The 23938-nt window shown below is 74.9% G+C and carries 18 protein-coding genes; 7 read left to right on the forward strand and 11 right to left on the reverse strand.

Annotated features, from left to right (window positions below; genetic code table 11):
- Positions 1 to 27: 27 nt before the first annotated feature.
- Positions 28 to 993 (forward strand): MerR family transcriptional regulator, encoded by a 966-nt coding sequence (locus tag DMP17_RS35670; protein ID WP_337831841.1) that lies wholly within the window; start codon positions 28 to 30, stop codon positions 991 to 993.
- Here DMP17_RS35670 and DMP17_RS35675 read toward each other — a convergent pair.
- Positions 972 to 4007 (reverse strand): bifunctional [glutamine synthetase] adenylyltransferase/[glutamine synthetase]-adenylyl-L-tyrosine phosphorylase, encoded by a 3036-nt coding sequence (locus tag DMP17_RS35675; RefSeq protein WP_337831842.1) that lies wholly within the window; start codon positions 4005 to 4007, stop codon positions 972 to 974. The genes DMP17_RS35670 and DMP17_RS35675 overlap by 22 nt on opposite strands.
- 67 nt (positions 4008 to 4074) lie before the next feature.
- On the opposite strand from DMP17_RS35675, the gene DMP17_RS35680 reads away from it, so the two are divergent.
- Positions 4075 to 5289: an FAD-dependent monooxygenase gene (locus DMP17_RS35680; RefSeq protein ID WP_337831843.1), complete on the forward strand. Its 1215-nt coding sequence runs from the start codon at positions 4075 to 4077 to the stop codon at positions 5287 to 5289.
- Here DMP17_RS35680 and DMP17_RS35685 read toward each other — a convergent pair.
- The 3 genes from DMP17_RS35685 to DMP17_RS35695 form a co-directional block, all read right to left on the reverse strand.
- A complete protein-coding gene (locus tag DMP17_RS35685) occupies positions 5286 to 5771 on the reverse strand; it encodes a cupin domain-containing protein (protein WP_226357711.1) in 486 nt (161 codons plus the stop codon). The two genes, DMP17_RS35680 and DMP17_RS35685, sit on opposite strands and share 4 nt — an antisense overlap.
- Positions 5768 to 7111, reverse strand: a complete 1344-nt coding sequence (gene glnA, locus DMP17_RS35690; protein ID WP_226357712.1) for a type I glutamate--ammonia ligase — start codon at positions 7109 to 7111, stop codon at positions 5768 to 5770. Before glnA ends, DMP17_RS35685 begins: the two co-directional genes overlap by 4 nt.
- Before the next feature lie 93 nt (positions 7112 to 7204).
- Complete coding sequence (locus DMP17_RS35695) at positions 7205 to 8833, reverse strand: alpha/beta hydrolase (RefSeq protein WP_226357713.1); 1629 nt, start codon at positions 8831 to 8833, stop codon at positions 7205 to 7207.
- 178 nt (positions 8834 to 9011) lie between these two features.
- Here DMP17_RS35695 and panB point away from each other — a divergent pair, with 178 nt between their 5' ends.
- Positions 9012 to 9866, forward strand: coding sequence for a 3-methyl-2-oxobutanoate hydroxymethyltransferase (gene panB / locus DMP17_RS35700; RefSeq protein WP_224402110.1), 855 nt, complete (start codon positions 9012 to 9014; stop codon positions 9864 to 9866).
- Between the two features lie 42 nt (positions 9867 to 9908).
- On the opposite strand, the gene DMP17_RS35705 is transcribed toward panB, so the two are convergent.
- A complete protein-coding gene (locus DMP17_RS35705; RefSeq protein WP_226366170.1) occupies positions 9909 to 11066 on the reverse strand; it encodes a glutamate-cysteine ligase family protein in 1158 nt (385 codons plus the stop codon).
- Between the two features lie 183 nt (positions 11067 to 11249).
- On the opposite strand from DMP17_RS35705, the gene DMP17_RS35710 reads away from it, so the two are divergent.
- Together DMP17_RS35710 and DMP17_RS35715 are read left to right on the forward strand one after the other, a co-directional pair.
- Entirely contained in the window at positions 11250 to 11417 is a 168-nt protein-coding gene (locus DMP17_RS35710) for a hypothetical protein (RefSeq protein ID WP_208822403.1), read from the forward strand.
- A 4-nt stretch (positions 11418 to 11421) separates the two neighbouring features.
- Positions 11422 to 12225, forward strand: a complete 804-nt coding sequence (locus DMP17_RS35715) for a hypothetical protein (protein ID WP_337831844.1) — start codon at positions 11422 to 11424, stop codon at positions 12223 to 12225.
- Here the strand turns inward: DMP17_RS35715 and DMP17_RS35720 are convergent.
- The 3 genes from DMP17_RS35720 to DMP17_RS35730 all read right to left on the reverse strand — a co-directional run bounded on the left by DMP17_RS35720 (position 12208) and on the right by DMP17_RS35730 (position 16458).
- Positions 12208 to 12993 (reverse strand): maleylpyruvate isomerase family mycothiol-dependent enzyme, encoded by a 786-nt coding sequence (locus DMP17_RS35720; protein WP_226357717.1) that lies wholly within the window; start codon positions 12991 to 12993, stop codon positions 12208 to 12210. The genes DMP17_RS35715 and DMP17_RS35720 overlap by 18 nt on opposite strands.
- On the reverse strand, positions 12990 to 13829 hold the full coding sequence (locus tag DMP17_RS35725) for a fumarylacetoacetate hydrolase family protein (protein ID WP_226357718.1): 840 nt from the start codon (positions 13827 to 13829) through the stop codon (positions 12990 to 12992). Before DMP17_RS35725 ends, DMP17_RS35720 begins: the two co-directional genes overlap by 4 nt.
- 253 nt (positions 13830 to 14082) lie before the next feature.
- Positions 14083 to 16458, reverse strand: coding sequence for a xanthine dehydrogenase family protein molybdopterin-binding subunit (locus DMP17_RS35730; protein ID WP_226357719.1), 2376 nt, complete (start codon positions 16456 to 16458; stop codon positions 14083 to 14085).
- Positions 16459 to 16569: 111 nt separating this feature from the next.
- On the opposite strand from DMP17_RS35730, the gene DMP17_RS35735 reads away from it, so the two are divergent.
- A complete protein-coding gene (locus tag DMP17_RS35735; RefSeq protein WP_226357720.1) occupies positions 16570 to 18219 on the forward strand; it encodes a fumarate hydratase in 1650 nt (549 codons plus the stop codon).
- 48 nt (positions 18220 to 18267) lie between these two features.
- Here the strand turns inward: DMP17_RS35735 and DMP17_RS35740 are convergent, their stop codons facing one another.
- The 3 genes from DMP17_RS35740 to DMP17_RS35750 are packed head-to-tail and all read right to left on the reverse strand — an operon-like array spanning position 18268 to position 23148.
- Complete coding sequence (locus DMP17_RS35740; protein ID WP_337831845.1) at positions 18268 to 20994, reverse strand: bifunctional acetate--CoA ligase family protein/GNAT family N-acetyltransferase; 2727 nt, start codon at positions 20992 to 20994, stop codon at positions 18268 to 18270.
- Between the two features lie 8 nt (positions 20995 to 21002).
- The gene (locus DMP17_RS35745; RefSeq protein WP_226366173.1) at positions 21003 to 22175 is read right to left on the reverse strand and encodes an acetoin utilization protein AcuC; all 1173 of its coding nucleotides are present in this window, start codon (positions 22173 to 22175) and stop codon (positions 21003 to 21005) included.
- A gap of 34 nt (positions 22176 to 22209) precedes the next feature.
- The gene (locus tag DMP17_RS35750) at positions 22210 to 23148 is read right to left on the reverse strand and encodes a sulfurtransferase (RefSeq protein ID WP_443217937.1); all 939 of its coding nucleotides are present in this window, start codon (positions 23146 to 23148) and stop codon (positions 22210 to 22212) included.
- A gap of 72 nt (positions 23149 to 23220) precedes the next feature.
- Between DMP17_RS35750 and DMP17_RS35755 the strand changes: the two genes are divergently transcribed.
- A complete protein-coding gene (locus DMP17_RS35755) occupies positions 23221 to 23937 on the forward strand; it encodes a metal-dependent transcriptional regulator (protein WP_226357723.1) in 717 nt (238 codons plus the stop codon).
- Position 23938: the final 1 nt, after the last annotated feature.

The raw sequence follows: 23938 nt of genomic DNA on the forward strand, positions 1-23938 counted from the left end.
CCGCTGGAACACCCGACGCTGTACCCCGTGACCGCACCGCGTACCGATGATCACCCTGTCACGCTGACGATCGGGCAGCTCGCCCGGCGCAGCGAGGTCGCCGTGCGCACGCTCCGCTTCTGGTCGGACGAGGGGCTCGTCCCCGCCGACCGCAACGGCGCGGGCCACCGGGTCTACGGACCGGCCGCGGTCGCCCGGCTCGACCTCGTGCGCACCCTGCGCGAGCTCGGCCTGGGTCTGGACGACGTGCGCGCCGTGCTGTCCCGCCGACGGGGGGTCGGCGAGATCGCGGCGGCACACGTCCGGGCCCTGGACGACCGGATCCGGGAGCTGCGGGCGCAGCGCGCGGTGTGCGCGTTGCTGGCCCGCACCGGGGCCGGTGACACCCTGCCCGACGAGCGGAGCGTGACCCTGATGAACGACCTGGCCCGGCTGTCCGCGGCCCAGCGGCAGCACCTGATCGACGACTTCGTGACCGAGACCTTCGCCGGCATCGACGACGACGCGCCGGGCGCGGGCATCGCCACCGGCATGCGGTCGATGCCCGCCGAGCTCCCCGACGACCCGACCCCCGAGCAGGTGGGGGCCTGGGTGGAGCTGGCCGAGCTCGTCGCCGACCCGGGGTTCCGGGCCCGGTGCCGGGAGATGGCCGTCGCCGGCGCCACCGCTCCTGAGCACCGGGAGCAGCAGGCCGACCCGGCCGCGGTGGCCGAGCACGCCGGGGCCGCGCTCGCCGCGGGCGTCGACCCGGCGAGCCCGGAGGCGGCCCGGGTCCTCGCCCGCATCCCCGGCGTCGAGGGGCAGGACGCGGCGGCCCGCGCCCGGACCGCGGACAGCGTCGAGCTGTTCGCCGACCGTCGCGTCGAGCGCTACTGGACGCTGCTCGGGGTGCTCAACGGCTGGCCGGCCCGGGAGCCCGCGGTCCCGGCGTTCGAGTGGTTCGCCGCGGCGCTCCGGTCGGCACCGGCCGGTCAGTCCTCGGACCAGCCGTAGAACACCCGCTCGACGACCGCGCGGGCCCGCCGCGTGACGCGCTTGTAGTCGTCGAGGAACTCCCCCGGGTCGCCGCCCGCCGGGTACCCGAGCGCGACGGCGACGGCGGCCAGTTCCCGCCCCGAACGCGGGAGCTGGTCGCCGGGCTTGCCCTTGACCAGCATGATCGCGTTGCGGGCCGCGGTCGCGGTGCGCCAGCCCTCCTCCAGCTCGGCGGCGTCCCCGGCGCTGATCAGCCCGGCCTCCGCGGCCTCGTGCAGCCCGTGCAGCGTCGACGGGGTGCGCAGCTCGGGGATGTCGCCCGCATGCTGGAGCTGCAGCAGCTGCACCGTCCACTCGACGTCGGCCAGCCCGCCCAGGCCGAGCTTGGTGTGGGTGGTGCGGTCCGCGCCGCGGGGCAGGCGCTCGGCGTCGACCCGGGCCTTGATCCGGCGGATCTCCGACACCGAGGCCGCCGACACGCCGTCGGCCGGGTAGCGGATCGGGTCGATCAGCGCGGTGAACTCGCGGCCCAGCGTCCGGTCCCCCGCGATCGGGCGGGCCCGCAGCAGCGCCTGGGCCTCCCACACCTCGCCCCAGCGGGCGTAGTACTCGCGGTAGGAGGCCAGGGTGCGCACCATCGGCCCGGACCGGCCCTCCGGGCGCAGGTCCGCGTCGACCGGCAGCTCCGGATCCGGGCTGGGTGAGCCGAGCAGCCGCCGCACCCGTTCCACGACCCGCGTCGCCCACCGCACCGCGGTGTGGTCGTCGACGCCCTCGGCGGGCCTGCAGACGAACATGACGTCGGCGTCGCTGCCGTAGCTGGACTCGCCGCCGCCGAGGCGGCCCATCCCGATCACCGACAGGACGGCCGGGCGCTCGGACTCCGCGCGCAGCACCGCGTCCAGGGTCGCGGCCAGCACCGCCTCGTTCACCGAGTTCAGCGCCGTGCACACCGCGTCGACGGGCAGCAGGCCGAGCAGGTCGGCGCAGGCGATCCGCAGCATCTCGTGCCGGCGGTAGGACCGCGCCGACGCCACCGCGGCCTCCGGCGTGCTCTGCCGGGCGACGGTGGTGCGCAGCGCCATCGACACCTCGGCCGGGTCCCGGGTCAGCTCCGGGCTCTGCACCCCCGAGGAGGTGGCGAGCATCCGCAGCACCTCCGGCGCGCGGGCCAGCAGGTCCGGGACCAGCGCCGACGTGCCGAGCAGCGTCATCAGCCGCTGCGCGACCGCGCCCTCGTCGCGCAGCAGCCGCAGGTACCAGGGGGTGTCGGCGAGCGCCTCGGACACCCGCCGGTAGGCGAGCAGGCCGCGGTCGGGGTCGGGGCTGCGCGACAGCGAGTCCAGCAGCACCGGCAGCAGCGCCCGCTGGATCGACGCGGCCCGCGACACCCCGCCGGTGAGCGCCCGCAGGTGCCCGAGCGCCCCCTCCGGCGACGCCCAGCCCAGCGCCTTCATCCGGGCCTTCGCCGCCTCCGGGGACAGCACGGCGTCGGCGCCGTCGGCGGCCAGCCGGGACACCGCCGACAGCAGCGGCCGGTAGAACAGCTTCTCGTGCAGCCGGGTGACGCGGCGCGCGTTGCGCTGCCACTCGTCGACCAGCACCCCGACGACGTCGCGGCGCCCGTCCGGGCGGATCCGCGCGGCCCGGGCGAGCCAGCGCAGCCCGTCGGTGTCGTCGGCGGCCGGGAGCAGGTGGGTGCGGCGCAGCTTCTGCAGCTGCAGCCGGTGCTCCAGCAGGCGCAGGAACCGGTAGGACGCGGCGAGGTTGGCGCCGTCGTCGCGGCCGACGTAGCCGCTCTCCGACAGCGCGGCCAGCGCGACCAGGGTGTTGCCCGAGTGCAGGGTGTCGTCGCCCCGGCCGTGCACCAGCTGCAGCAGCTGGACGGCGAACTCGACGTCGCGCAGCCCGCCGCGGCCGAGCTTCAGCTCGCGTTCGCGCTGCTCGGAGGGGATGTTCTCGATGACCCGGGCGCGCATGGCCTGCACGTCGCTGACGAAGTCGTCGCGGGTGCAGGCCTGCCACACCATCGGGTCGAGTGCGTCGATGTAGAAGCGGCCCAGCACCGGGTCCCCGGCGATCGGACGGGCCTTGAGCAGCGCCTGGAACTCCCAGGTCTTCGCCCACCGCTTGTAGTAGGACACGTGCCCGTCCAGGGTCCGCACCAGCGCACCCTGACGGCCCTCGGGGCGCAGGTTCGCGTCGACCTCGAAGCAGGCCTCCCCCGCGATGCGCATGACCCGTGACGCGAGCTTCGTCGCGGCCTGGGTGAGCTCCCCGCCGGGCTCGGCGACGAACACGACGTCGACGTCGGAGACGTAGTTGAGCTCCCGGCCGCCGCACTTGCCCAGACCGATGATCGCGAGCCGCAGCTCCTCGGGCGGGTCCTGCTCGGCCGCGGCCACCGCCAGCGAGGCCGACAGCGCGGCCTCGGCGAGGTCGGCGAGCTGGGCGGCGACGTCGTCGACCTCCATCACCGGCAGCCCCGGGTCCCCGACGGCGGCCAGGTCGGCCGAGGCGAGGCCGAGCAGCTCGTCGCGGTAGGCCGTGCGCAGCGCGGCGACGGCCTCGGCGCCGGTCAGCGTCGCCCGCGCTCCCCCGGCCGTCCCCGGCGGCGGCGCGGCCGGGTCGGCCCCGACCGCGCGCAGCAGGTTCGCGGTGCGCCGGGCCAGGTCCGGCGGCGGGTCACCGCGCTCGGCGGTGTCGGCCAGCAGCGGCCAGCGGTCCGGGTGGCCGACGAGGTGGTCGCCCAGCGCCGTCGACGACCCCAGGGTCGCGAACAGGCGCCCCCGCAGCCCGCGGTCGGTGCGCAGCGCCCGGTCGATCGCGGGCCACGGGGCGGTCTGCGCCAGCCGCTCGACCGCCCGCAGGGCGAGGGACTGGTCGGGGCTGCGGGCCAGCGCCCACATGATCTCCTCGCAGCCGGGCGCCGGCCCGTCGGCCGCCCACCAGCCCAGACCGCGCAGGGTCGTGGCCGCGTCCTCACCGGTGAGGCCGAGCCGGGCGAGCGAGGTCCCCGTGCGACGGTCCATGACCGGTGATCCTGCCCCATCGCGGGCCGCCCTTCCCTCAGGGGCGTTCAGCGGTCAGGCTCGGGGCATGCACGTCGTGATCGTCGGTGGAGGTATCGGAGGACTGACCACGGCCCTGGCCCTGGAGCGGGCCGGGATCGGGTCCACGGTCTACGAGCAGGGGTCCGGCGCGGGTGAGCTCGGTGTCGGGTTCAACCTGCTCCCGCACGCCGTGCGGGTGCTCGACGGGCTCGGCCTGTCCGCGGAGCTGGCCGACGTCGGCATCGCGACCACCGACCTCACCTACGCCCACCGGCTCGGGCAGCCGATCCTGCGCAGGCCCTGCGGGGTGGCGGCCGGCTTCGCGTTCCCGCAGGTCGCCGGGCGCCGCGGCCGGGTGCACCGGACGCTCACCGACGCCGTGCGCGCACGGCTGGGGCCCGAGGCGATCCGCACCCGGCACCGGGTCGCCGCCGTCGAGCACTCCGACGGGGGTGTCCGGGTCCGCTTCGCCGACGACGCCCTGCCGGAGGCGACCGGCGACGTGCTGGTCGGCGCGGACGGCATCCACTCCGCCGTGCGGGCCGGTCTGTTCCCCGGCGAGGGACCGCCGCACTGGAACGGGGTGTCGATGTGGCGCGGCGCGACGGACTGGCCGGCGTTCCGCGGGGGCCGCTCGATGGTCGTCGCGGGCGGGAACGCGGCCAAGCTGGTGGTCTACCCGGTCGGCGCCGGCAGCGCGCCGGGGACGGTCCTCACCAACTGGGCGGTGTGCATCGCGACCGGCGCCGACGGCGACCCCGCCCCGCAGCGCCAGGACTGGTCACGGCCCGCCGACCGCGACGAGACCCTCGCCCACGCCCGTCGCTTCCACCTGGACGACGTCGACCACCTCGCGCTGGTCGCCGCGACACCGGAGATCTTCGAGTTCCCGATGTGCGACCGGGACCCGCTGCCGCGCTGGTCGCACGGGCGGGTCACCCTGCTCGGCGACGCCGCGCACCCGATGGTCCCGATGGGCTCCAACGGCGCCGGGCAGGCGATCCTCGACGCCGAGTCGCTCGCCCGACACCTGGCCGCGGGCGGCGACCCGGCGGCGGCGCTGGCCGCCTACGAGGCCGAGCGGCTGCCGATGACCGCCGACGTCGTGCTCCGCAACCGCGTGGGCGGCCCGGAACGGGTCATCGACGAGGTCGAGCGCCGCGCGCCCGACGGCTTCGACGACCTCGACGCGGTGATCACCGGCGAGGAGCTCGAGGAGATCTTCGCCGGTTACCACCGCGCGTCGGGCAACACCCGCTAGTCGGCGCCGGGGACGCTGCCCGGCGGCAGGAAGTCGACGTCGTGCAGCGCCGACTGCCGCACGACCTCGGCCGGGTCGGTCAGGTCGTGCAGCCGGTCGAACAGCGACGCCAGCCGGCCGGCCGGGCTGACCCAGAACAGCGCGCGGGCGTTGCCCTGCTCCTTGTTGTAGTAGGCGTGCGGCAGGCCCTTGGGCATGAGGACGGTGTCGCCCGGCCCGGCCTTCTCCCACTGCCCGTCCAGGTAGAGCGTGAACACGCCGTCGAGGACGTGGATGTGCTCGTCCTGGGTCGGGTGCACGTGCGGCGGGACGCCCGTGCCGGGCGGGTCGAGGGTCTCGAAGGCGAAGCTGGTCTCGCTGACGGCCTTCGCCCAGTAGGTGTGGCCCAGCACGTTCCACACCCGCTTGTACTGGCCCTCGCCGGCCCGCGTGATGCCCTTCGGCAGCGGGCCCAGGATGATCTCGTCCGAGAAGTCGGTCACAGCACGGGAAGATACGTCGCGAGCTCGTGCGGCGTCACGTTCCGGCGGTAGGCGTCCCACTCGGCCCGCTTGTTCCGCAGGAAGAAGTCGAACACGTGCTCGCCGAGGTACTCGGCGACGAGCTCGCTCTTCTCCATGACGTCGAGGGCCTCGGTGAGGTTCTGCGGGAGCAGCTCGTAGCCCAGCGCCCGGCGCTCGGTGTCGGTCAGGGCCCACACGTCGTCCTCGGTGGGCGGGGGCAGCTCGTAGCCCTTCTGGATGCCGGTGAGGCCGGCGCCCAGGATGACCGCGTAGGCGAGGTAGGGGTTGCACGAGGAGTCCAGCGTGCGGACCTCCACCCGCCGCGACGACGACTTGCCCGGCGAGTACATCGGGACCCGGACCAGCGCGGAGCGGTTCGCGTGGCCCCAGGACACCGCCGTCGGGGCCTCGCCGCCGGTGATGAGGCGCTTGTAGGAGTTGACCCACTGGTTGGTGACGGCGGTGATCTCCCGGGCGTGCTTGAGCACGCCGGCGACGAACGCCTTGCCGGTCGCGGACAGCTCGTAGGGGTCGTCCGGGTCGTGGAAGGCGTTGTGGTCGCCCTCGAACAGCGAGAAGTGCGTGTGCATGGCCGAGCCGGGGTGCTCGGAGAACGGCTTGGGCATGAACGAGGCCCGCACGCCCTGGGTGAGCGCGACCTCCTTCACGACGTAGCGGAACGTCATGAGGTTGTCGGCCATGGTCAGGGCGTCGGCGTAGCGCAGGTCGATCTCCTGCTGGCCGGGGCCGCCCTCGTGGTGGGAGAACTCCACCGAGATGCCCATCGACTCCAGCGTCTCGATGGTGTTGCGCCGGAAGTGCGGGGCGACGTCGTGGCTGGCCTGGTCGAAGTAGCCGCCGGAGTCCGCCGGGATGGGCCGGGTGCCGTCGCCGGGCAGGTCGCGCAGCAGGTAGAACTCGATCTCCGGGTGCACGTAGCAGGTGAACCCGGCCTCGCCCGCCTTGTTCAGCGCGCGGGTCAGCACGTGCCGCGGGTCGGCCCAGGACGGCGACCCGTCGGGCATGGCGATGTCGCAGAACATCCGCGCCGAGTAGTGCTCGCCCGAGGCGGTCTCCCAGGGCAGCACCTGGAACGTCGACGGGTCGGGCTTGGCGACCATGTCGGACTCGTAGACGCGGGCGAAGCCCTCGATGGCCGAGCCGTCGAAGCCGATGCCCTCGGCGAAGGCGCCCTCCAGCTCGGCCGGGGCCACCGCCACCGACTTGAGGTATCCGAGCACGTCCGTGAACCAGAGACGGACGAAACGGATGTCGCGTTCCTCGAGCGTGCGGAGCACGAACTCCTGCTGGCGGTCCATGCGGCGGAGCCTAGGAACCCCGTGTTACGCGGAAGTTACCGGGGTGTGCGGGCGACCCGGTCGTGGTCGCCCGCACAGCCCCGGCGACGGCCCTCAGCTCGGCGAGAGCGTGCACTCCGCGCCCTGCGGCGGGAGCGTGAGGTTCACCAGATAGTCGATCGCGAGCTTGTCGGTGCACGCGTCACCCTGCAGCGACGCGGTGTGCTGGTTGCCGTTGACCTTGATCAGGCTGCCGTTCAGCTGCTGGGCCAGGTCGACCCCGGCCTGGTACGGCGTGGCCGGGTCACCGGTGACCGACACCACGACGACCGGCGGGAGCCCGTCGACCTTCGGCGTGTGCGGCTCGCTGGTGGGCGGGACCGGCCAGAACGCGCACGCGTCGCGGGCACCGACCGGGCCGCGGCCGGTGGAGCGGAACGGGGCGGCCTCGTCGGCCCGCGTCGCCAGCTCCAGGGCCTCCGACGGCTCCTTGAGCGCCGGCTGGTTCACGCAGCTGATCGACTGGAAGGCCTGCAGCATGTTCGAGTAGCGGCCCTGGTCGTCACGCTCGTAGTAGAGGTCGGCCAGGCGCATCAGCAGGTCGCCGTTGCCGTTCGCGACCTGCGAGATCCCGCGCTGCAGGGCGGGCCACAGCTGGGAGACGTAGAGCGCCTGGCTGACGCCGGTCTGGGCGTCGGAGAAGCTCAGGACGCGCCCGTCGCCGACCTTCGCGGGCGTGTCGATCAGTGGCCGCATGACCGCCTGGAACGCCTGGGTCGCCTTCGCCGGGTCGGTGCCCAGCGGGCAGCCGGGGCGGCTGGTGCAGTCCTTGGCGAAGTTGTCGAACGCGAGCTGGAACCCGGCGTTCTGCTTGACCGTGGAGTCGATGGTCGACTGCGTCGGGTCGATCGCGCCGTCGAGCAGCAGCGCGCGGACGTTCTGCGGGAACGCCTCGGCGTAGGCGGTGCCGAGCTCGGTGCCGTAGGAGAAGCCGGCGTAGGTCATCTTCTGGTCGCCGACGGCGGCCCTCATGACGTCCATGTCCTTCGCGACGTCACGGGTGCCGACGTTCGCCAGCACGTCGGCCCCGGTGCGCTGGGTGCAGCGCTCGGCGAACTGGCGGCTGTCGGCCTCGGCGGCGGCGACCCCGGCGGGCGAGGGGTCGGCGAAGACCTTCGTGCGCTCCTCGTCGTTCTCCTTGTCGGTGAGGCACTGGATCCGCGGCATGCTGGCGCCGGTGCCGCGCGGGTCGAACCCGACCAGGTCGAACCGGTCCCCCAGGCCGTTGGTGGCCCAGGTGGCGGCCTGGCGCGCGACGAACGAGGTGCCCGAGGCGCCGGGGCCGCCCGGGTCGGCGAACAGCGAGCCGATCTTCGCGCCGGTCGCCTTCTTGCGCAGCAGCGCAATCTGCATGGTCTTGCCGTCGCCGGGCTGGGCGTAGTCCTGCGGGACGGTCACCCGGGTGCAGTCGAACTGCGGGTCGGCGTAGGTCTGCGCGTCGTCCGCGGTGGGGGCGTAGTCCGCGCAGGCGCCCCACTGCAGCTGCTGGTCGTAGAACTGCGCGAGCTCCGGCGGGTTCTGCGCGGCCTGCGGCTGGTCACCGGTGCCCGCGTCGGCGCACGCGCCGACCAGGACGAGGGTCGCCGCGCCGAGCACGGCGAGCGCGGCCGGACGCGTCCGCCGGCGGGCCGCCCCCGGTGTCTCTCGTCGGTGGGCACGTGGTCGCAACAGCCGAGGGAGCATGACCGTGAGCATGCCACCGACCCCCGACGGTGACCGGTCGCGGGTCACGGCCCGGGTGAGGGTGCCCACACCACGGGGCGGTCCGGGCCCGTGCGCTGCCACCCTGGCGTCCGCCATCGACGGCGAACCCGGGGACCCACGACCAGCGTGGGCCTCGAGGCACGGAAGGAGCTCACCGGTGAGCACACAGGAGAGCGGAGAGGTGGCGGCCCCGTACCGGGCGCCCGCGACCCCGCCGAAGCGGACCCGCGTCCACCACCTGCTGCAGTGGAAGCAGGAGGGCCGGCGCTGGCCCATGCTGACCGCCTACGACGTCTACTCCGCCGAGATCTTCGACGACGCCGGCATCCCGGTGCTGCTCGTCGGCGACTCCGCGGGCAACAACGTGTTCGGCCACGACAACACCATCCCGGTCACGGTCGACGACCTGGTCCCGCTGACCCGGGCCGTGGTGCGCGGCGCCCGCAGCGCGCTCGTCGTCGCCGACCTGCCGTTCGGCAGCTACCAGATCTCCCCCGCGCAGGCGCAGGAGACGGCGTTCCGGTTCATGAAGGAGGGCGGGGCGCACGCGGTCAAGCTCGAGGGCGGTGCGCGGTTCGCGCCGCAGGTCGAGGCGCTCACCGCGTCCGGCGTGCCGGTGATGGGCCACCTCGGGTTCACCCCGCAGAGCGAGCACGCGCTGGGCGGGTTCCGCATCCAGGGTCGCGGCGACGCCGCCGACCGGCTCGTCGAGGACGCGCTGGCCGTGCAGGAGGCGGGCGCGTTCGCCGTCGTGCTGGAGATGGTGCCCGCCGACGTCGCCAAGCGGGTGACCGGGGAGCTGCGCATCCCGACCGTCGGCATCGGCGCCGGGCCCGACTGCGACGCCCAGGTCCTCGTCTGGTCGGACATGGCCGGGATGAACCGCGGGAAGGTGCCGCGCTTCGTCAAGAAGTACGCGGAGCTCGGCTCGGCCCTGCACGACGCGGCGGCCGCGTTCGCCGCCGACGTGGCGCACGGCGAGTACCCCGCCGAGGAGCACAGCTACCGCTGAGCCGGACCGGGGCCCCGGCGCGCGTCGCCGGGGCCCCGCCGGTCAGTCGGTGGCGCGCGTCGCCGGGTGCCCGAGCCCCGGGATGCCGCCGCCCGCGCGGTGGCGGGCCAGCATCCGGTCCGCGGGGGTCTCGCGGCGCGCCAGCCGCCGGGCCAGCGACGCCAGCCGCGCGCCGTGGGCGTCGTCGCCGGCCAGCGCGGCGGTCGCGGCGTCGAGGACGGCCTGCGACCCCGCCCGCACCGCCGGGTCCGCCCAGCCCCGCAGCGCCGAGCGGCGGTGCGCCGCCGCGTCCGGGGTCCGACGCCGGCCGGGCAGCGTGTCGTCGCGCAGCAGGCCGGTCAGCAGGCTCAGCAGCGCCGCGGGCAGGTCGGTGCCCACACCGTCGGCGGGTTCCTCCCCCGCGACCACCGGGACGGCGTCGAACGCCTTGAACTCGATCCGCCCCACCTCCCCGGGGATGCCCGCGTGCCGCACCAGGCTGGGGTCGGTCGCCATCAGCGGGGCGTCGGGCGGCAGGTAGGCCAGCGCCGCCGGGCGCGCCCCGGTGCGACGCGCGGTGCGTGCCGACAGCCCGCCCCAGACACCGCCGTCGCGGAACGGCGAGGAGAACGACCACGGCACCAGGTAGGGGCTGTAGAAGGTCAGCTTCGCCGCCGCGTCGGCCAGCACGGCGGGGTCGGTGCCCGACTCGGGGAACGACAGGTTCAGGTCCGGCCCCCAGGTCACCATGTGCAGGTGCGAGGTCCGCTCCTCCGGCGAGGCCGCCATCAGCGCCCGCTCGTGGGCGTTCGGCGGCGGGTCCAGCCGGTAGGCCGACAGCTGCGGGTGGTGGGCGAACGCGACGGGGCGCAGCCCGTGCCGGGCGGCCACCGCGGCCAGGGTGACCGCGTCGGCGGCCAGCGCGTCGACGGCGGCCTGGACCGAGTCGTGCACGCGGGTCCGGATCTCGATGCCCTTGGGCTCGAACCGGAGCAGCCCGCCGTCATCGTCGAGACGCTCGTAGCCCTCGGCGTACCAGCGCTTGCGGCGGATGCCGGCGTCGCCGATCCGCAGGTCCGACTGGTCCCCGGGCAGCTCCGGGAGCTCGTCGACGACCGCCGCGACCTGGGCGTGGGTCAGCGACCGGTGGTCGGCCACCGTCCCGTCGTCCCGCAGCAGCGCGAGCTCGTGCTCGAGCCCGTAGCGCGCCTCGCCCCGCATCGACCACCCCCGGTCCCCGTCCTGGCACAGGACGTTACCGAGGCCGGGCCGGGCGCCGGCTGTGATCCGTCCCCGGCCCCTCCTCACCCGTTCCGCCCTGGACAACCCCGCGACGAACGGTCAGCCTGGTGACGGCGGCCACGTCCACCAGGTGGCCGGGACCCGGAGCACACGGGAGGCGTCATGAGGCTGGGCCGCAAGATCTCCGAGGGATTCGCCGTGGACCACGAGGCCGACCGGGTGGCCGACGCCCAGGAGCGCCCGCGCCCGGCGCGCACCGTCGAGCCCGAGTTCACCGAGTGGACGCCGGCCGTCGAGCAGCCGGCGCACTCGGGGTCCCGCGAGGACTGACCGGGTGCGCGGGCTGTTCCGCCGGACCCCGCTGGAGTACCCGACCGGCCCGTTGGAGGGCCACAAGCTGGCGTTCCCGATGCTGTCCGCGGACGGCACGACGGCGGGCTTCAGCGGTGTGACGCTCGGGCGGGCGCACGTCTACCGCACCGTCGACGACGCGGTGTGCGCGCACGGTTGCCGGCACGCCTGCCCGTCGCGGTGGTGCGACTGCGGGTTCTACTGCTTCCACACCGCCGACGACGCCCGCGAGCTGGCGTGCGCGCCCGAGCACCAGGGCGCGATCCTGCTCGAGGTGGCCGTCTCCGGCCGGTTCCGCCGCTACGAGCTGGGCCTGCGCTACGCCCGGCAGCGGGTGCGCACGATCCGGATGCGGCCCTGCCGCTGCGGGGCGCGGGTCGCGGTGCTGGCCGACACCGGCTCCGGGCAGCACGGCTGGCGCCGGCTGGAACCGGTGTGCCTGCGGTGCGCCGGGGCGCGCCCGGTGCTGTCGGCGCAGCGCTTCGCCGAGCTGGCCGAGCTCACCCTGCTGCCCGACGACGTCGCGGCGGGCCCGCTGACCACGCCCGACGACGCGGCGAGGTTCGCCGAGCACCCCGACCCGCACGGCACCGAGGCGGCCGACGGCCTGATCGGCGACCCGGTCGCCGCGGCGGGCGCGGTCGCCGTGCTCACCGCGGAGATGGCGCTGCTGCAGGCCCGGCTCGACGAGATGGCCCGCCAGCTCGGCCGGGCCACCGCCCGCCTGGACGCGCTCGAGGGCCGCGACCGGCCCGCGGCGGAGCCGGGGTCAGAGCCAGACCGGTAGCGGCGGCGGGAGCTTCCCGTCGGCGTCGCGCAGGCCCTTGTCGAACGGGCGGCCGAGCAGCCAGGCGATGATGTCGTGCGCCTTGCCGCGGACCGTGCCGAGGTCGCGCGGCTCGGCGCCGTCCGGCCCGGCGGGCCCCGGCCCGAACTCCAGCGTCGCGCCGGTGCGGACCTCCTCCAGGCGCACGTGCGGGCAGCCTGGCTTGCGCTCCAGCCGCGCGACCACGTCGGCGACCAGAACCTCCCGCATCGGGATCGGCAGGTCCTTGAACGAGGCGCCGACGTCGAGGTCGACGGCGTGGATCCACACCTCGCGGGCCCGGTTCCAGGGCACCGCCGTCACCGGCATCTCGACGCCCTGCGGGTTGCGCACGGTCGCCGACCAGGCCTTCTCCGGCATCGCCCGGACCGCGTCGGCGAGCCGGTCGGAGGCGGCGACGACGTCGGCGCGGATCTCGTCGGAGCTGCGCCCGGCACCGGCCTCGATGTCGGCGTCGCGGGACGCGGGATCGGGGTAGGCCGGGGTCTCGACGCCGGTCCGCGCCCAGGTCAGCAGGTTCACCATGGCATCGGCGTTGCGGGCCAGGTGGGTGAGCACGTGCGCGCGGGTCCAGCCCGGCAGCGCCGACGGGGCGCGGAACGCCTCACCGGCCATCCGGGTCATCAGCCCGCGCAGGTGGGCCTGGCCGTCACCGGCCCAGGCCAGCGCGTCGCCCACCGGCGGCGGGACGACGGCGCGGCCGTCACCGGGGGTGCGTGCGAGGCTCACCGCACCGCCCGGCACACGTTGCGGCACTCGCCGATCCCCTCCACCGCGGTGACGATCTCGGCGCCGTCGGTGAGGTAGCGCGGGGGCGTGCGCGCGTCGCCGACGCCGCCCGGGGTGCCGGTGGCGATGACGTCGCCCGGGTTGAGCGTGAGGATCTCCGACAGGTAGACGACCAGGTCCACCGCGCCGAACACGAGCTGGTCGGTCGTGGAGTCCTGCATGGTCTCCCCGGACAGCTCCGAGGAGATCCGCAGCGCGCCACCGGCGGCCGGGTCGGCGGGCAGCTCGTCGGGGGTGACCAGCACCGGCCCGAGCGGCGTGGAGTGCTCCCAGGTCTTGCCCTGCAGGAACTGCTTGGTGCGCCGCTGGTAGTCGCGCATCGACACGTCGTTGAGCACGGTGTACCCGGCGATGGCGGCCGTCGCCGCCTCGCGGTCGGCGCGCCGGACCGAACGCCCGATCACGATGGCCAGCTCCGCCTCGTAGTCCACGCGGTCGGACTGCTCGGGCAGCTCGATCTCGTCGTGGGCGCCGATCAGGGCGGGCGCGAACTTGCCGAAGACCGTGGGGTACTCGGGCAGCTCGTTGCCCATCTCGAGCACGTGGTCGCGGTAGTTCAGCCCGATGCAGATGATCTTCTCGGGCGACGGCACCAGCGGCGCGTAGTCCAGGCCCGCGGTCTCGTGCACCGGGCCCGCCGCGCCCGCGGCGTGCTCGGCCCAGTCGGGGCGCTCCAGCAGCGCCCGCACGTCGGCCTCCCCCGTCTCGACGGCGGTGTCGCCGTCGACGCGCACCGCCCGGTGCCCGGTCGCGGTCCGGATCGTCGCGAGCCTCATCGTGCGGGTGCCTCCCGGTATCGGTTGCGGTCCGGCGCAGAGTCTGCGCCACCGGGGACGCGCGGAACAGTCAGGGGGTGGGTTACCGCGCGTCCCGGCCGGTCGACAGGCGGAAGTCACCCGTACGGGCGACACCCGTGGACGGGGCGCGATCCCCGCTCCGCCGCCCCGGGGACGGCGGGGCACCCGTCGGGGAACCGCACCCGCCGCGCCGGCACGGTCCGTCCGCGCCCCGCCGCGACCGGCCCCGGGGTCAGATCGCCGCGTCGTCCTCGGCGCCACCGCCCCGCACCGGCAGGTCGTCGAAGACCGCGGGCGGCTCACGCCACGCCTGCTCCGGCGCCCCGGCGCGGGCCGCGGCGACCGCCCGCCAGACCCGCTCGGGGGTGCAGGGCAGGTCGATGTGCCGCACACCCAGGTCGGACAGCGCGTCGACCACGGCGTTCTGCACCGCCGGGGTCGACCCGATCGTCGCGGACTCGCCGATGCCCTTGGCGCCGAGCGAGTTCAGCGGGGTCGGGGTCTCGGTCGTCGCGGTCTCGAAGGAGAACAGGTCGGCCGCGGTCGGGATCGTGTACGCGGCGAGGCTGGAGGTCAGGGGCTGGCCCTCGTCGTCGAACAGGACCTCCTCGTGCAGCGCCTGCGCGACGCCCTGGGCGAGCCCGCCGTGCTGCTGGCCCTCGACGAGCAGCGGGTTCAGGATCCGCCCGCAGTCGTCGACGGCGACGTGCCGGCGCGGCGTGACCCGGCCGGTGTCGGTGTCGACCTCGACGACCGACAGGTGCGCCCCGAACGGGAAGGTCGCGCCGTCCTGCGCGGAGTCGAGCCCGACGTGCAGCTCCTCCCCCGTCGCGGCGGCCTGGCGGTGCACGTCGCTCCAGGTCGCGGTCGGGCCGCCCGGCACACCGGCGACGCCGAAGGTGCCGTCGTCGGTGATCTCGACGTCCTCCGCGGCGGCCTCCAGCAGGTGTGCGGCGAGCTTGCGGGCCCGCTCGTACAGCTCGTGCGCGGCCTCGGACACCGCGGTCCCGCCGAGCTGCAGCGACCGCGAGCCGCCGGTCCCGGCGCCGCGCGGGACGAGCGCGGTGTCGGACTGGACGTAGCGGATCCGGTCCATCGGGATCCCGAGCCGGTCCGACACCAGCATCGCGAACGACGTCGCGTGCCCCTGCCCGTGGGCCGAGGTGCCGGCCGACACCGTCGCCGAGCCGTCGTCGTGCACGGTCACCGAGCCGTACTCGCCGCCCCCGCCCCCGGCGGTGACCTCGACGTAGACCGCGATGCCGATGCCCAGGCGCACCGGGTCGCCCGCCTCGCGGCGGCGGGCCTGCTCGGCGCGCAGCTCGTCGTAGCCGGCGATGCGCAGGGCCTCGCGCAGCGGCAGGTCGTAGTCGCCGACGTCGTAGCGGGCGCCGGTCGGGGTCGTGTACGGGAAGACGTCGGGCGCGAGCAGGTTGCGCCGGCGCAGCTCGACCGGGTCGATGCCCAGCTCGGCGGCGGCGACGTCGACCAGGCGCTCCAGGTGGGCGGCGGCCTCGGGGCGTCCCGCGCCGCGGAAGGCGCCCATCGGGGTGGTGTTGGTCAGCGCGGAGACGGCGTCGTAGCGCAGGTTCGTGATGTCGTAGACGCCGGTCGCCATGAGGTAGGTGGTGCGCAGCGGCAGCGCGCCGCCGAAGCCCGCGTAGGCCCCGGAGTCCCCGACGACCCGCACGCGCAGGCCGGTCATCCGGCCGTCGCGGGTGAGGCCGAGCTCGTAGTAGCCGACCTGGCCGCGGCCGTGCGGCATCGAGACGAGGTTCTCCGAGCGGGTCTCGACCCAGGCCAGCGGCCGCCCCAGCGCCCGGGCGGCGACGACGGTCGCGGTGTGCTCGGCGAGCACACCGGCCTTCGCTCCGAACCCGCCGCCGACGTGCGGGGCGATCACCCGGACCTGGTCGGTCTCCAGTCCGGTCAGTCCGGCGAGCTGGGTGCGGAAGCCGTGCGGCATCTGGGTGGAGACGTGCACGGTGAGCGGGAAGTCGGTGGTGGTGGGGTCGGCGACGATCGCGTTGCCCTCCATCGGGACGGCCGCGACGCGCTGGTTCACCATCCGCGCGCGGACGACGACCTCGGCGCCGTCGAGCGGGTCGCCGGTCCCCCGCTCGCCCGCGGCCAGGTTGCTGCCCTGGTCGGGGAACTGCAGCGGGGCGTCGTCGGCGAGCGCGGCCTCGATGTCGGTGACCGCGGGCAGCGGGTCGTAGTCGACCTCGACGAGCTCGGTGGCGTCGACGGCGGCGGCGCGGCTCTCGGCGACGACCAGCGCCACCGCCTCGCCGACGAACCGCACCCGGTCGGTCGCCAGCGGCGGGCGCGGCAGCGCGGGGTTGAGGACCATCAGGCCGTGATGGGCGGGCAGGTCGAGGTCGGCCGCGGTGTACACGGCGAGGACGCCGGGCGCGGCCGCGGCCTCGGTGGTGTCGATGCCGGTGAGCAGCGCGTGCGCCACCGGCGAGCGGACGAACGCCACGTGGGCCAGGCCCGCCGGTGCGTCGGCACCGTGGACCAGGTTGCCGACGAAGGTGCTCGCACCGGTGATCAGGTCGGCGTCCTCGACGCGGCGGACGGAGGTTCCCAGGATCGAGCCAGGCATGTGGCCCACACTACAGCACTAACCGGAGGGTCGTCCGGTTAGTGCGCCTCACACGTCGTCTGCGTCTCCACCTGCGGTGCCCGCCCGGCGACGGCCGGTAGCGTCCCCGCCATGCCCGAGTTCCACCACACCGACGTGCTCCCGCTCGGCCCGGACGACACCGAGTACCGCGAGCTCGACCTGCCCGCGGGAACCGTGACCGAGGCCGCGGGCCGCACCTTCCTCGAGGTCCCTCCGGAGACGATCACCGGACTGGTCCGCGCGGCCGTCACCGACATCCAGCACCTGCTGCGACCCTCGCACCTGAAGCAGCTGCGCGCCATCATCGACGACCCCGAGGCCTCCGGCAACGACCGGTTCGTCGCCACCGACCTGCTGCGCAACGCCTGCGTGTCCGCGGGCGGGGTGCTGCCGATGTGCCAGGACACCGGCACCGCGATCATCGTCGGCAAGAAGACCGAGACCGTGCTGACCGGCGGCGACGACGAGGCCGCGGTGTCGCGCGGGGTCTTCGAGGCCTACCAGGAGCTGAACCTGCGCTACAGCCAGATGGCGCCGATCAGCTTCTGGGACGAGAAGAACACCGGCACCAACCTGCCCGCGCAGGTCGAGCTGTACGCCAAGCCGGGCCGGGACCCGTACTACGAGTTCCTGGTCATGGCCAAGGGCGGCGGCTCGGCCAACAAGACCTTCCTCTACCAGGAGACGAAGGCGCTGCTGAACCCGAAGCGGCTCGCGGCGTTCCTGGACGAGAAGCTGCGCAGCCTCGGTACCGCGGCCTGCCCGCCGTACCACCTGGCGATCGTCGTCGGCGGCATGTCGGCGGAGTTCAACCTGAAGGTCGCGAAGCTGGCCTCGGCCCGCTACCTGGACAACCTGCCGACCGAGGGCTCGCCGCTCGGGCACGCCATCCGCGACACCGACCTGGAGCAGCAGGTCCTGGAGCTGACCCGCAACTTCGGGATCGGCGCCCAGTTCGGCGGCAAGTACTTCTGCCACGACGTCCGCGTCATCCGGCTGCCCCGCCACGGCGCCTCGCTGCCGGTCGGCGTCGCGGTGTCCTGCTCCGCGGACCGCCAGGCCAAGGCGAAGATCACCCCGTCCGGGGTCTACCTGGAGCAGCTGGAGCGCGACCCGGCCCAGTACCTGCCCGAGGCCACCGACGCCGACCTGTCCGACGAGGTCGTGCGGGTCGACCTGAACCGGCCGATGGACGAGATCCGCGCGCAGCTGTCGCAGCTGCCGGTGAAGACCCGGCTGTCGCTGACCGGGCCGCTGGTCGTCGCCCGCGACATCGCGCACGCCAAGATCGCCGAGCGGCTCGACGCCGGCGAGCCGATGCCGCAGTACCTCAAGGACCACGCCGTCTACTACGCCGGACCGGCCAAGACCCCCGAGGGTTACGCCTCGGGCTCCTTCGGTCCGACGACGGCCGGCCGGATGGACTCCTACGTCCAGCAGTTCCAGGAGGCCGGCGGGTCCCTGGTGATGCTGGCGAAGGGGAACCGGTCGAAGCAGGTCGTGGACTCCTGCGCCGCGAACGGCGGCTTCTACCTGGGCTCCATCGGTGGCCCGGCCGCCCGCCTGGCGCAGGACTGCATCCGCAAGGTCGACGTGCTCGAGTACCCCGAGCTCGGCATGGAGGCGGTCTGGAAGATCGAGGTCGAGGACTTCCCGGCGTTCGTCGTGATGGACGACAAGGGCAACGACTTCTTCGCCGACACCAGCGCCCCGACCCTCCAGGTCACCTTCCGCACCTGACCCGACCGCCCCGCGGGCCGCCGGCTCCCCGGCGGCGCGCGGGGCGGGTCAGCGCAGGCGGCGGGGGCCCGCGTCGCGGCGGTCGGGCACCGGGCCGATCGTCACCCGGGCCCCGGCCACGAACGCGCCCTGCGGCGAGGCCAGCACCGGGTCGAGGGCGAGCGAGCGGACCTGCGGCAGGTCCTCCACGAGCCGCCCGATCCGCAGCACGACGTCCTCCAGCGCGGCGAGGTCGACCGGGTCGGTGCCGCGGTAGCCGGTGAGCAGCGGCGCCGCCCGCGGGGCCCGCACCAGCCGGGCCGCGTCCTCGGTCGACACCGGCAGGACCCGGTAGGCGCGGTCGTCGAGCAGCTCGGTCGCCATCCCGGACAGCCCGAACGCCACCAGCGACCCGAACGACGGGTCGTCGACGACCTCCACCGTGCACGACGTGCCCTTCGGGGCCATCCGCTGCACGTAGACCTCGTCGGACCCGGTCACCCGCGACAGCTCCGCGTGCGCGACGCGCAGGGCCTCCTCCGAGACCAGGTCCAGGCGCACCCCGACGAAGTCGCCGCGGTGCCGCCACTGGTCCGCGGTCGCCTTGATGACCACCGGGTAGCCGACCTGCTCGGCGGCGGCGACGGCGTCGTCGGCGCCCGTCGCCCGGCGGAAGGTGATCACCTCCAGGCCGTAGCAGGCGAGCAGGTCGACGGCCTCGTCGTCGGTGAGGGTGTGCCGGGTGTCCGGCCCGAACGACGCGACGAGCTCCCGCGCGCGGTCGGCGTCGATGCCCTCGGGCACGACGAACTCCCCCACCGGGGTGTCGCGCCACTGCGCGTAGCGGCTGACCCGGCCCAGCGCCGACGTCGCCCGCTCGGGGCTGGCGAAGCTCGGCACCGACCCGCGGCCGGGGGTGCCGTCCGCGCCGGGGACCGACAGCTCCGCCGGGATGCCCTCGGCGGCGAGGAACACCGCGATGACCGGGACCCCGGCACCGCCCGCGGCGTCGCGCAGGGCGTGCGCGTGGTCCCGGCCGGCCACCGCGACCGGCGGGACGAACACCGCGATGAGTGCGTCCGGGCGGGCGTCGCCGTCCAGGGTCGCGCGGACCGCGCCGGCGAACGCCTCCGGGGAGGCCTGGGTGCCGACGTCGACCGGGTCCCCCGCCAGCTCCAGGCCCTCGTCGAGCAGCCCGTCGAGGACCAGCAGGTTCACCGCGGTGGAGTTGCCGACGACCGCGACCCGGCGGCCCTTCGGCAGCGGCTGGTGGGCGATGAGCAGGGCGGTGTCGAACATCTGCGGCAGCGTCTGCACGCGGATGACCCCGGACTGCTCGAACAGCGCCTGCACGCTGGACTCGTCGATCGGTGCCCCGACCGAGGCCAGCGACGGCAGCGTCCCGGTGTGCCGGCCGGACTTCACCGCGATCACCGGCTTGGTGCGGGCCAGCCTGCGGGCGACCCGGGCGAACTTGCGCGGGTTGCCGAAGGTCTCCAGGTAGAGCAGCACCTGCTCGGTGCTCGGGTCGGTCTGCCAGTACTGCATCAGGTCGTTGCCGGACACGTCGGCGCGGTTGCCCGCCGACACGAACGACGACAGGCCCAGCCCGCGGGTGCGGGCGTTCGCGAGGATGGCGCTGCCGAGCGCGCCGGACTGGCAGAAGAACCCGGTGCGCCCGTGCCCGGGCATCCGCGGGGCGAGGGTCGCGTTGAGCCGCACCGACGGGTCGGGGTTGGCGACGCCGAGTGCGTTCGGCCCGACCACCCGCATCCCGTGCGCCCGAGCCTCGGCGACCAGCCTGCGCTCGGCGACGGTGCCGCCGTCGTCACCGGCGTCGGCGAAGCCGGAGCTGATCACGACCAGCACCTTCACGCCCTTGGCCAGGCAGGAGTCCATGACCTCGTCGATGTTCGCGGCCGGGACGGCGACGACCGCGAGGTCCACCTCGTCCGGGATGTCGATCACCGACGGGTAGGCGCGCACGCCCCGCACCGAGCGGGCGTCGGGGTTGACCGGGTAGACCGGGCCGGTGAACCCGGCGCGCAGCAGGTTCAGCAGGACGGCGTGACCGATCTTGGTCTCGTCCGCGGACGCGCCGATCACCGCCACCGAGGTCGGGTGCAGCAGGTTCGCGACGCTGCGGGCCTCGGCGGCCTGCTCGCGCGAGTAGCGGACCGCGATCGACTTCTCGGTGGGGTCGATGTCGAACTCGAGGTGCAGGACGCCCTCGGCGAAGGCCCGCGTGACGCCGTAGCCGGCCTCGCGGAACACCCGCACCATGGCGTGGTTCTCCACCAGCACCTCGGCCTCGAACCGGGACAGCCCGTTCTCCCGGGCCGCGGCGGCGAGGTGCTCGAGCAGGATCGAGCCGAGGCCGCGGGACTGGTGGTCGTCGCGGACGACGAACGCGACCTCCGCGGAGGTGACCGGCTTGTCGGTGCCCGCCCCCTCCTGGGCGGCCGCCCCGCCGCCGGGAGTCAGCCCCTCGTAGCGGCCGACCGCGATGATCTCGTCGCCGAGCAGCGCCAGGAACGCGACCCGGGTCCGGTGGTCGACGACGGTGAACCGCTCCAGGTCCCGCGCCGAGATCCGCGGGTACGGGCCGAAGTAGCGCAGGTAGCGGGTGCGGTCGGACAGCTTGGCGTGGAAGGCCAGCAGCGCGTCGGCGTCGCCGGGCAGGATCGGGCGCAGGTGCACGATCCCGCCGTCGGAGGCGACGACGTCGGCCTCCCAGTGCCGCGGGTAGGGGTGCCCGGGGGCGACGGCCGGGGTCTCGTCGGTCTTCTCGGTCATGGTCGGTCTCAGTCCCGCGGGTCGTCGGGGTCGAGGCCGTGCAGCGGGAACACCGCACGACGGGTCTCCAGGATCGCGGAGTCGACGCGCTCGCCGAACGAGCCGCCCCACCGCTCGAAGGCCGGGTCGGCCCCGTCGGACATCGAGACCGGCAGCGGCGAGCGGGTCCGGGTCGCAGCGAGCGCGGTCCAGTCCGCGGGGATGGAGGTGTCCGGGTCCAGGTCGCGGTCCAGGGCGACGGCCATCAGGTGCGTCCACGAGCGCGGGACCACCCGGTAGAGCGCGTACCCGCCGCCGCCGAGCACCAGCCACTTGCCGCCCGCGGTGGTCTCGGCCATCTCGCGCAACGCGTGGTAGATCGCCCGGTGGCCGTCGACCGACAGCTCCAGGTTCGCCAGCGGGTCCTCGGAGTGGGTGTCCGCGCCGCACTCGGTGACCAGCACCTGCGGGCGGAACGACTCCAGCAGCGACGGCACGACGCCGTGGAAGGCGCGCAGCCAGCCCGCATCGCCGGTGCCGGGGGGCAGCGAGACGTTGACGGCGTAGCCCTCGCCGGCACCGCGGCCGATCTCCCCCGCCCAGCCGGTGCCCGGCCACAGGGTGAGCGGGTGCTGGTGCAGCGAGATCGTCAGCACCCGGGGGTCGTCGTAGAAGCAGTCCTGCACGCCGTCGCCGTGGTGGACGTCGACGTCGACGTAGGCGATGCGCTCGTAGCCCTGCTCCAGCAGCCAGGCGATCGCGACCGAGCAGTCGTTGTAGACGCAGAAGCCCGCGGCGCGGTCGCGCATCGCGTGGTGCAGCCCGCCCGCCATGTTCACCGCGCGGTCCGCGCGGCCCTCGGCGATCTCCCGGGCGGCGGCGACCGAGCCGCCCGCGATCAGCGCGGACGCCTCGTGCATGCCGAAGAAGATCGGGTTGTCGGCGGTGCCCAGCCCGTGGCCGACGCCGAACGGCGCCTCGGGGGCGGACTTGACCGCCGTCTGGAAGCCGGGGGTGTGCACCCGGGTCAGGTCCACCTCGCCCGCTGGCTCCGGGACGACGAGGTCGACGCCGTCGAGCACCCCCAGCCCGCGGGAGAGCTCCATCATCAGCTCCAGCCGCACCGGGTTGAGGGGGTGGTCGTCGGACAGCTGGTAGGTCAGGAACTCCGGAGTCCACACCACCGACGTGCGAGCGCTCATGGGCCGGAACCGTATGCCAGGCCGGCGGGCGCGGTCACTCCCGCGCGGCCCACGGCCGGTCCCCGGTCTCCGCCGTGCGGTCCGGGTCGGCGCTCCACTCCGACCACGACCCGGGGTACAGCGCGGCCGGGGCGTCCGGCGTGGTGAGGCCGGACTCCTCCAGCGCGAGCACCAGTGCGCAGGCGTTGACGCCGGACCCGCAGTAGGCGCCGGTCGCGACACCCGGTGCGACGCCGGCGGCGCGGAAGCGCTCGGCCAGCGTGCCGGCGGGCTGCCAGCGCCCGTCCGGGCCGGTGTTCGCCGCGGCCGGTGTGCTGCGGGCACCGGGGACGTGCCCGGCGCGCGGGTCGACCGGCTCGGTCTCACCGCGGAAGCGGGCGGCGGCGCGGGCGTCGAGGAGCACGCCGTCGCGGGCCAGTGCGGCGGCCCCGTCGGCGTCGACGACGGGCATCCCGCCCGGCCGGACCACCAGATCGCCGGGCGGCAGGGGCTCCGGTTCCGGCGCCCCGGCACCCGGGCCGGTGCCGGCCACGGGCAGCCGCGCGGCCTGCCAGCCGGCGAACCCGCCGTCGAGCACCCGGACCCGGCCGGGCGCGACGCCGGCCCAGCGCAGCAGCCACCAGGCGCGCGCGGCGACCGAGCCGTCGAGGTCGTCGTAGGGGACGACGAGCTGGTCGCCGGCGTCGTCGCGGATCCCGGCCCGGCGCAGGACCTCCTGCAGCGCAGCGGGTTCCGGCAGCGGGTGGCGCCCGCCGGGGCCGGGGCGCGCGGGGCCCGCGGACAGCTCGGTGTCGAGGTCGACGAACACCGCACCGGGGATCCGGTGGGCCCCGTGGTCCTCGCGGCCGGGCGGGCCGACCAGACGCCACCGGACGTCGAGCACCACCGGCCGTACGGTGCCGGCGGCCGGGGCGGGCCCCAGCAGGCCGGCGAGTTCCGAAGGGGGGATCATGGATCCGGACACGCGGCCCATCCTGCCCCGGACGGGCTCGCCGTGCGCGGGAGCCGCGCTGGGTAGACTGGACGTCGAACGAAGGGGCCCCACGTGAACGACCTCATCGACACCACGGAGATGTACCTCCGCACCATCTACGAACTCGAGGAGGAAGGCGTCGTCCCGCTGCGCGCGCGGATCGCCGAACGCCTCGGACAGAGCGGGCCGACCGTCAGCCAGACGGTGGCCCGTATGGAACGCGACGGACTCGTCGTCGTGGCCGGGGACCGCCACCTCGAGCTGACCGACGAGGGCCGCGGCCGCGCCGTCGCCGTCATGCGCAAGCACCGCCTCGCCGAGCGGCTACTGATCGACGTGATCGGGCTCGAGTGGGAGCTCGTCCACGCCGAGGCGTGCCGCTGGGAGCACGTGATGAGCGAGGACGTCGAGCGCAAGCTGCTCCGCCTGCTCGACAAGCCGACCGTCTCGCCCTACGGCAACCCGATCCCGGGTCTGGAAGAGCTGGAGCGCGGGGACGACGCGTCGACGTCGTCGTCGGTGCCGCCCACGCTCGAGGTCGGCCTGCAGCGGCTCGACGAGCTGGCCCGCCGCGGTGGCGGTCGCGTCGAGATCCGGCGGATCGCCGAGCACGTGCAGCTGGACTCCGACCTCATGGGCGAGCTGAAGCTCGCGGGGATCGTGCCCGGCAACGCGGTCGACGTCGGCCCGATCTCCCGCTTCGGCGACCCGGTGCCGGTGAGCTCGGAGGACGAGAAGTCGACCGTCGCTCCGCCGGTCGCGCACGCCGTGCTCGTCCGCGCCGTCTGAG

The sequence above is a fragment of the Pseudonocardia sp. TMWB2A genome (genome assembly GCF_017312135.1).

Bases quoted from the DNA above. Each gene is read 5' to 3' on its own strand.
- DMP17_RS35675 (WP_337831842.1), bottom strand. From the start codon at position 4,007: ATGGACCGTCGCACGGGGACCTCGCTCGCCCGGCTCGGCCTCACCGGT.
- DMP17_RS35680 (WP_337831843.1), top strand. From the start codon at position 4,075: ATGCACGTCGTGATCGTCGGTGGAGGTATCGGAGGACTGACCACGGCC.
- glnA (WP_226357712.1), bottom strand. From the start codon at position 7,111: ATGGACCGCCAGCAGGAGTTCGTGCTCCGCACGCTCGAGGAACGCGAC.
- DMP17_RS35695 (WP_226357713.1), bottom strand. From the start codon at position 8,833: ATGCTCCCTCGGCTGTTGCGACCACGTGCCCACCGACGAGAGACACCG.
- DMP17_RS35705 (WP_226366170.1), bottom strand. From the start codon at position 11,066: ATGCGGGGCGAGGCGCGCTACGGGCTCGAGCACGAGCTCGCGCTGCTG.
- DMP17_RS35710 (WP_208822403.1), top strand. From the start codon at position 11,250: ATGAGGCTGGGCCGCAAGATCTCCGAGGGATTCGCCGTGGACCACGAG.
- DMP17_RS35725 (WP_226357718.1), bottom strand. From the start codon at position 13,829: ATGAGGCTCGCGACGATCCGGACCGCGACCGGGCACCGGGCGGTGCGC.
- DMP17_RS35730 (WP_226357719.1), bottom strand. From the start codon at position 16,458: ATGCCTGGCTCGATCCTGGGAACCTCCGTCCGCCGCGTCGAGGACGCC.
- DMP17_RS35735 (WP_226357720.1), top strand. From the start codon at position 16,570: ATGCCCGAGTTCCACCACACCGACGTGCTCCCGCTCGGCCCGGACGAC.
- DMP17_RS35740 (WP_337831845.1), bottom strand. From the start codon at position 20,994: ATGACCGAGAAGACCGACGAGACCCCGGCCGTCGCCCCCGGGCACCCC.
- DMP17_RS35745 (WP_226366173.1), bottom strand. From the start codon at position 22,175: ATGAGCGCTCGCACGTCGGTGGTGTGGACTCCGGAGTTCCTGACCTAC.
- DMP17_RS35750 (WP_443217937.1), bottom strand. From the start codon at position 23,148: ATGGGCCGCGTGTCCGGATCCATGATCCCCCCTTCGGAACTCGCCGGC.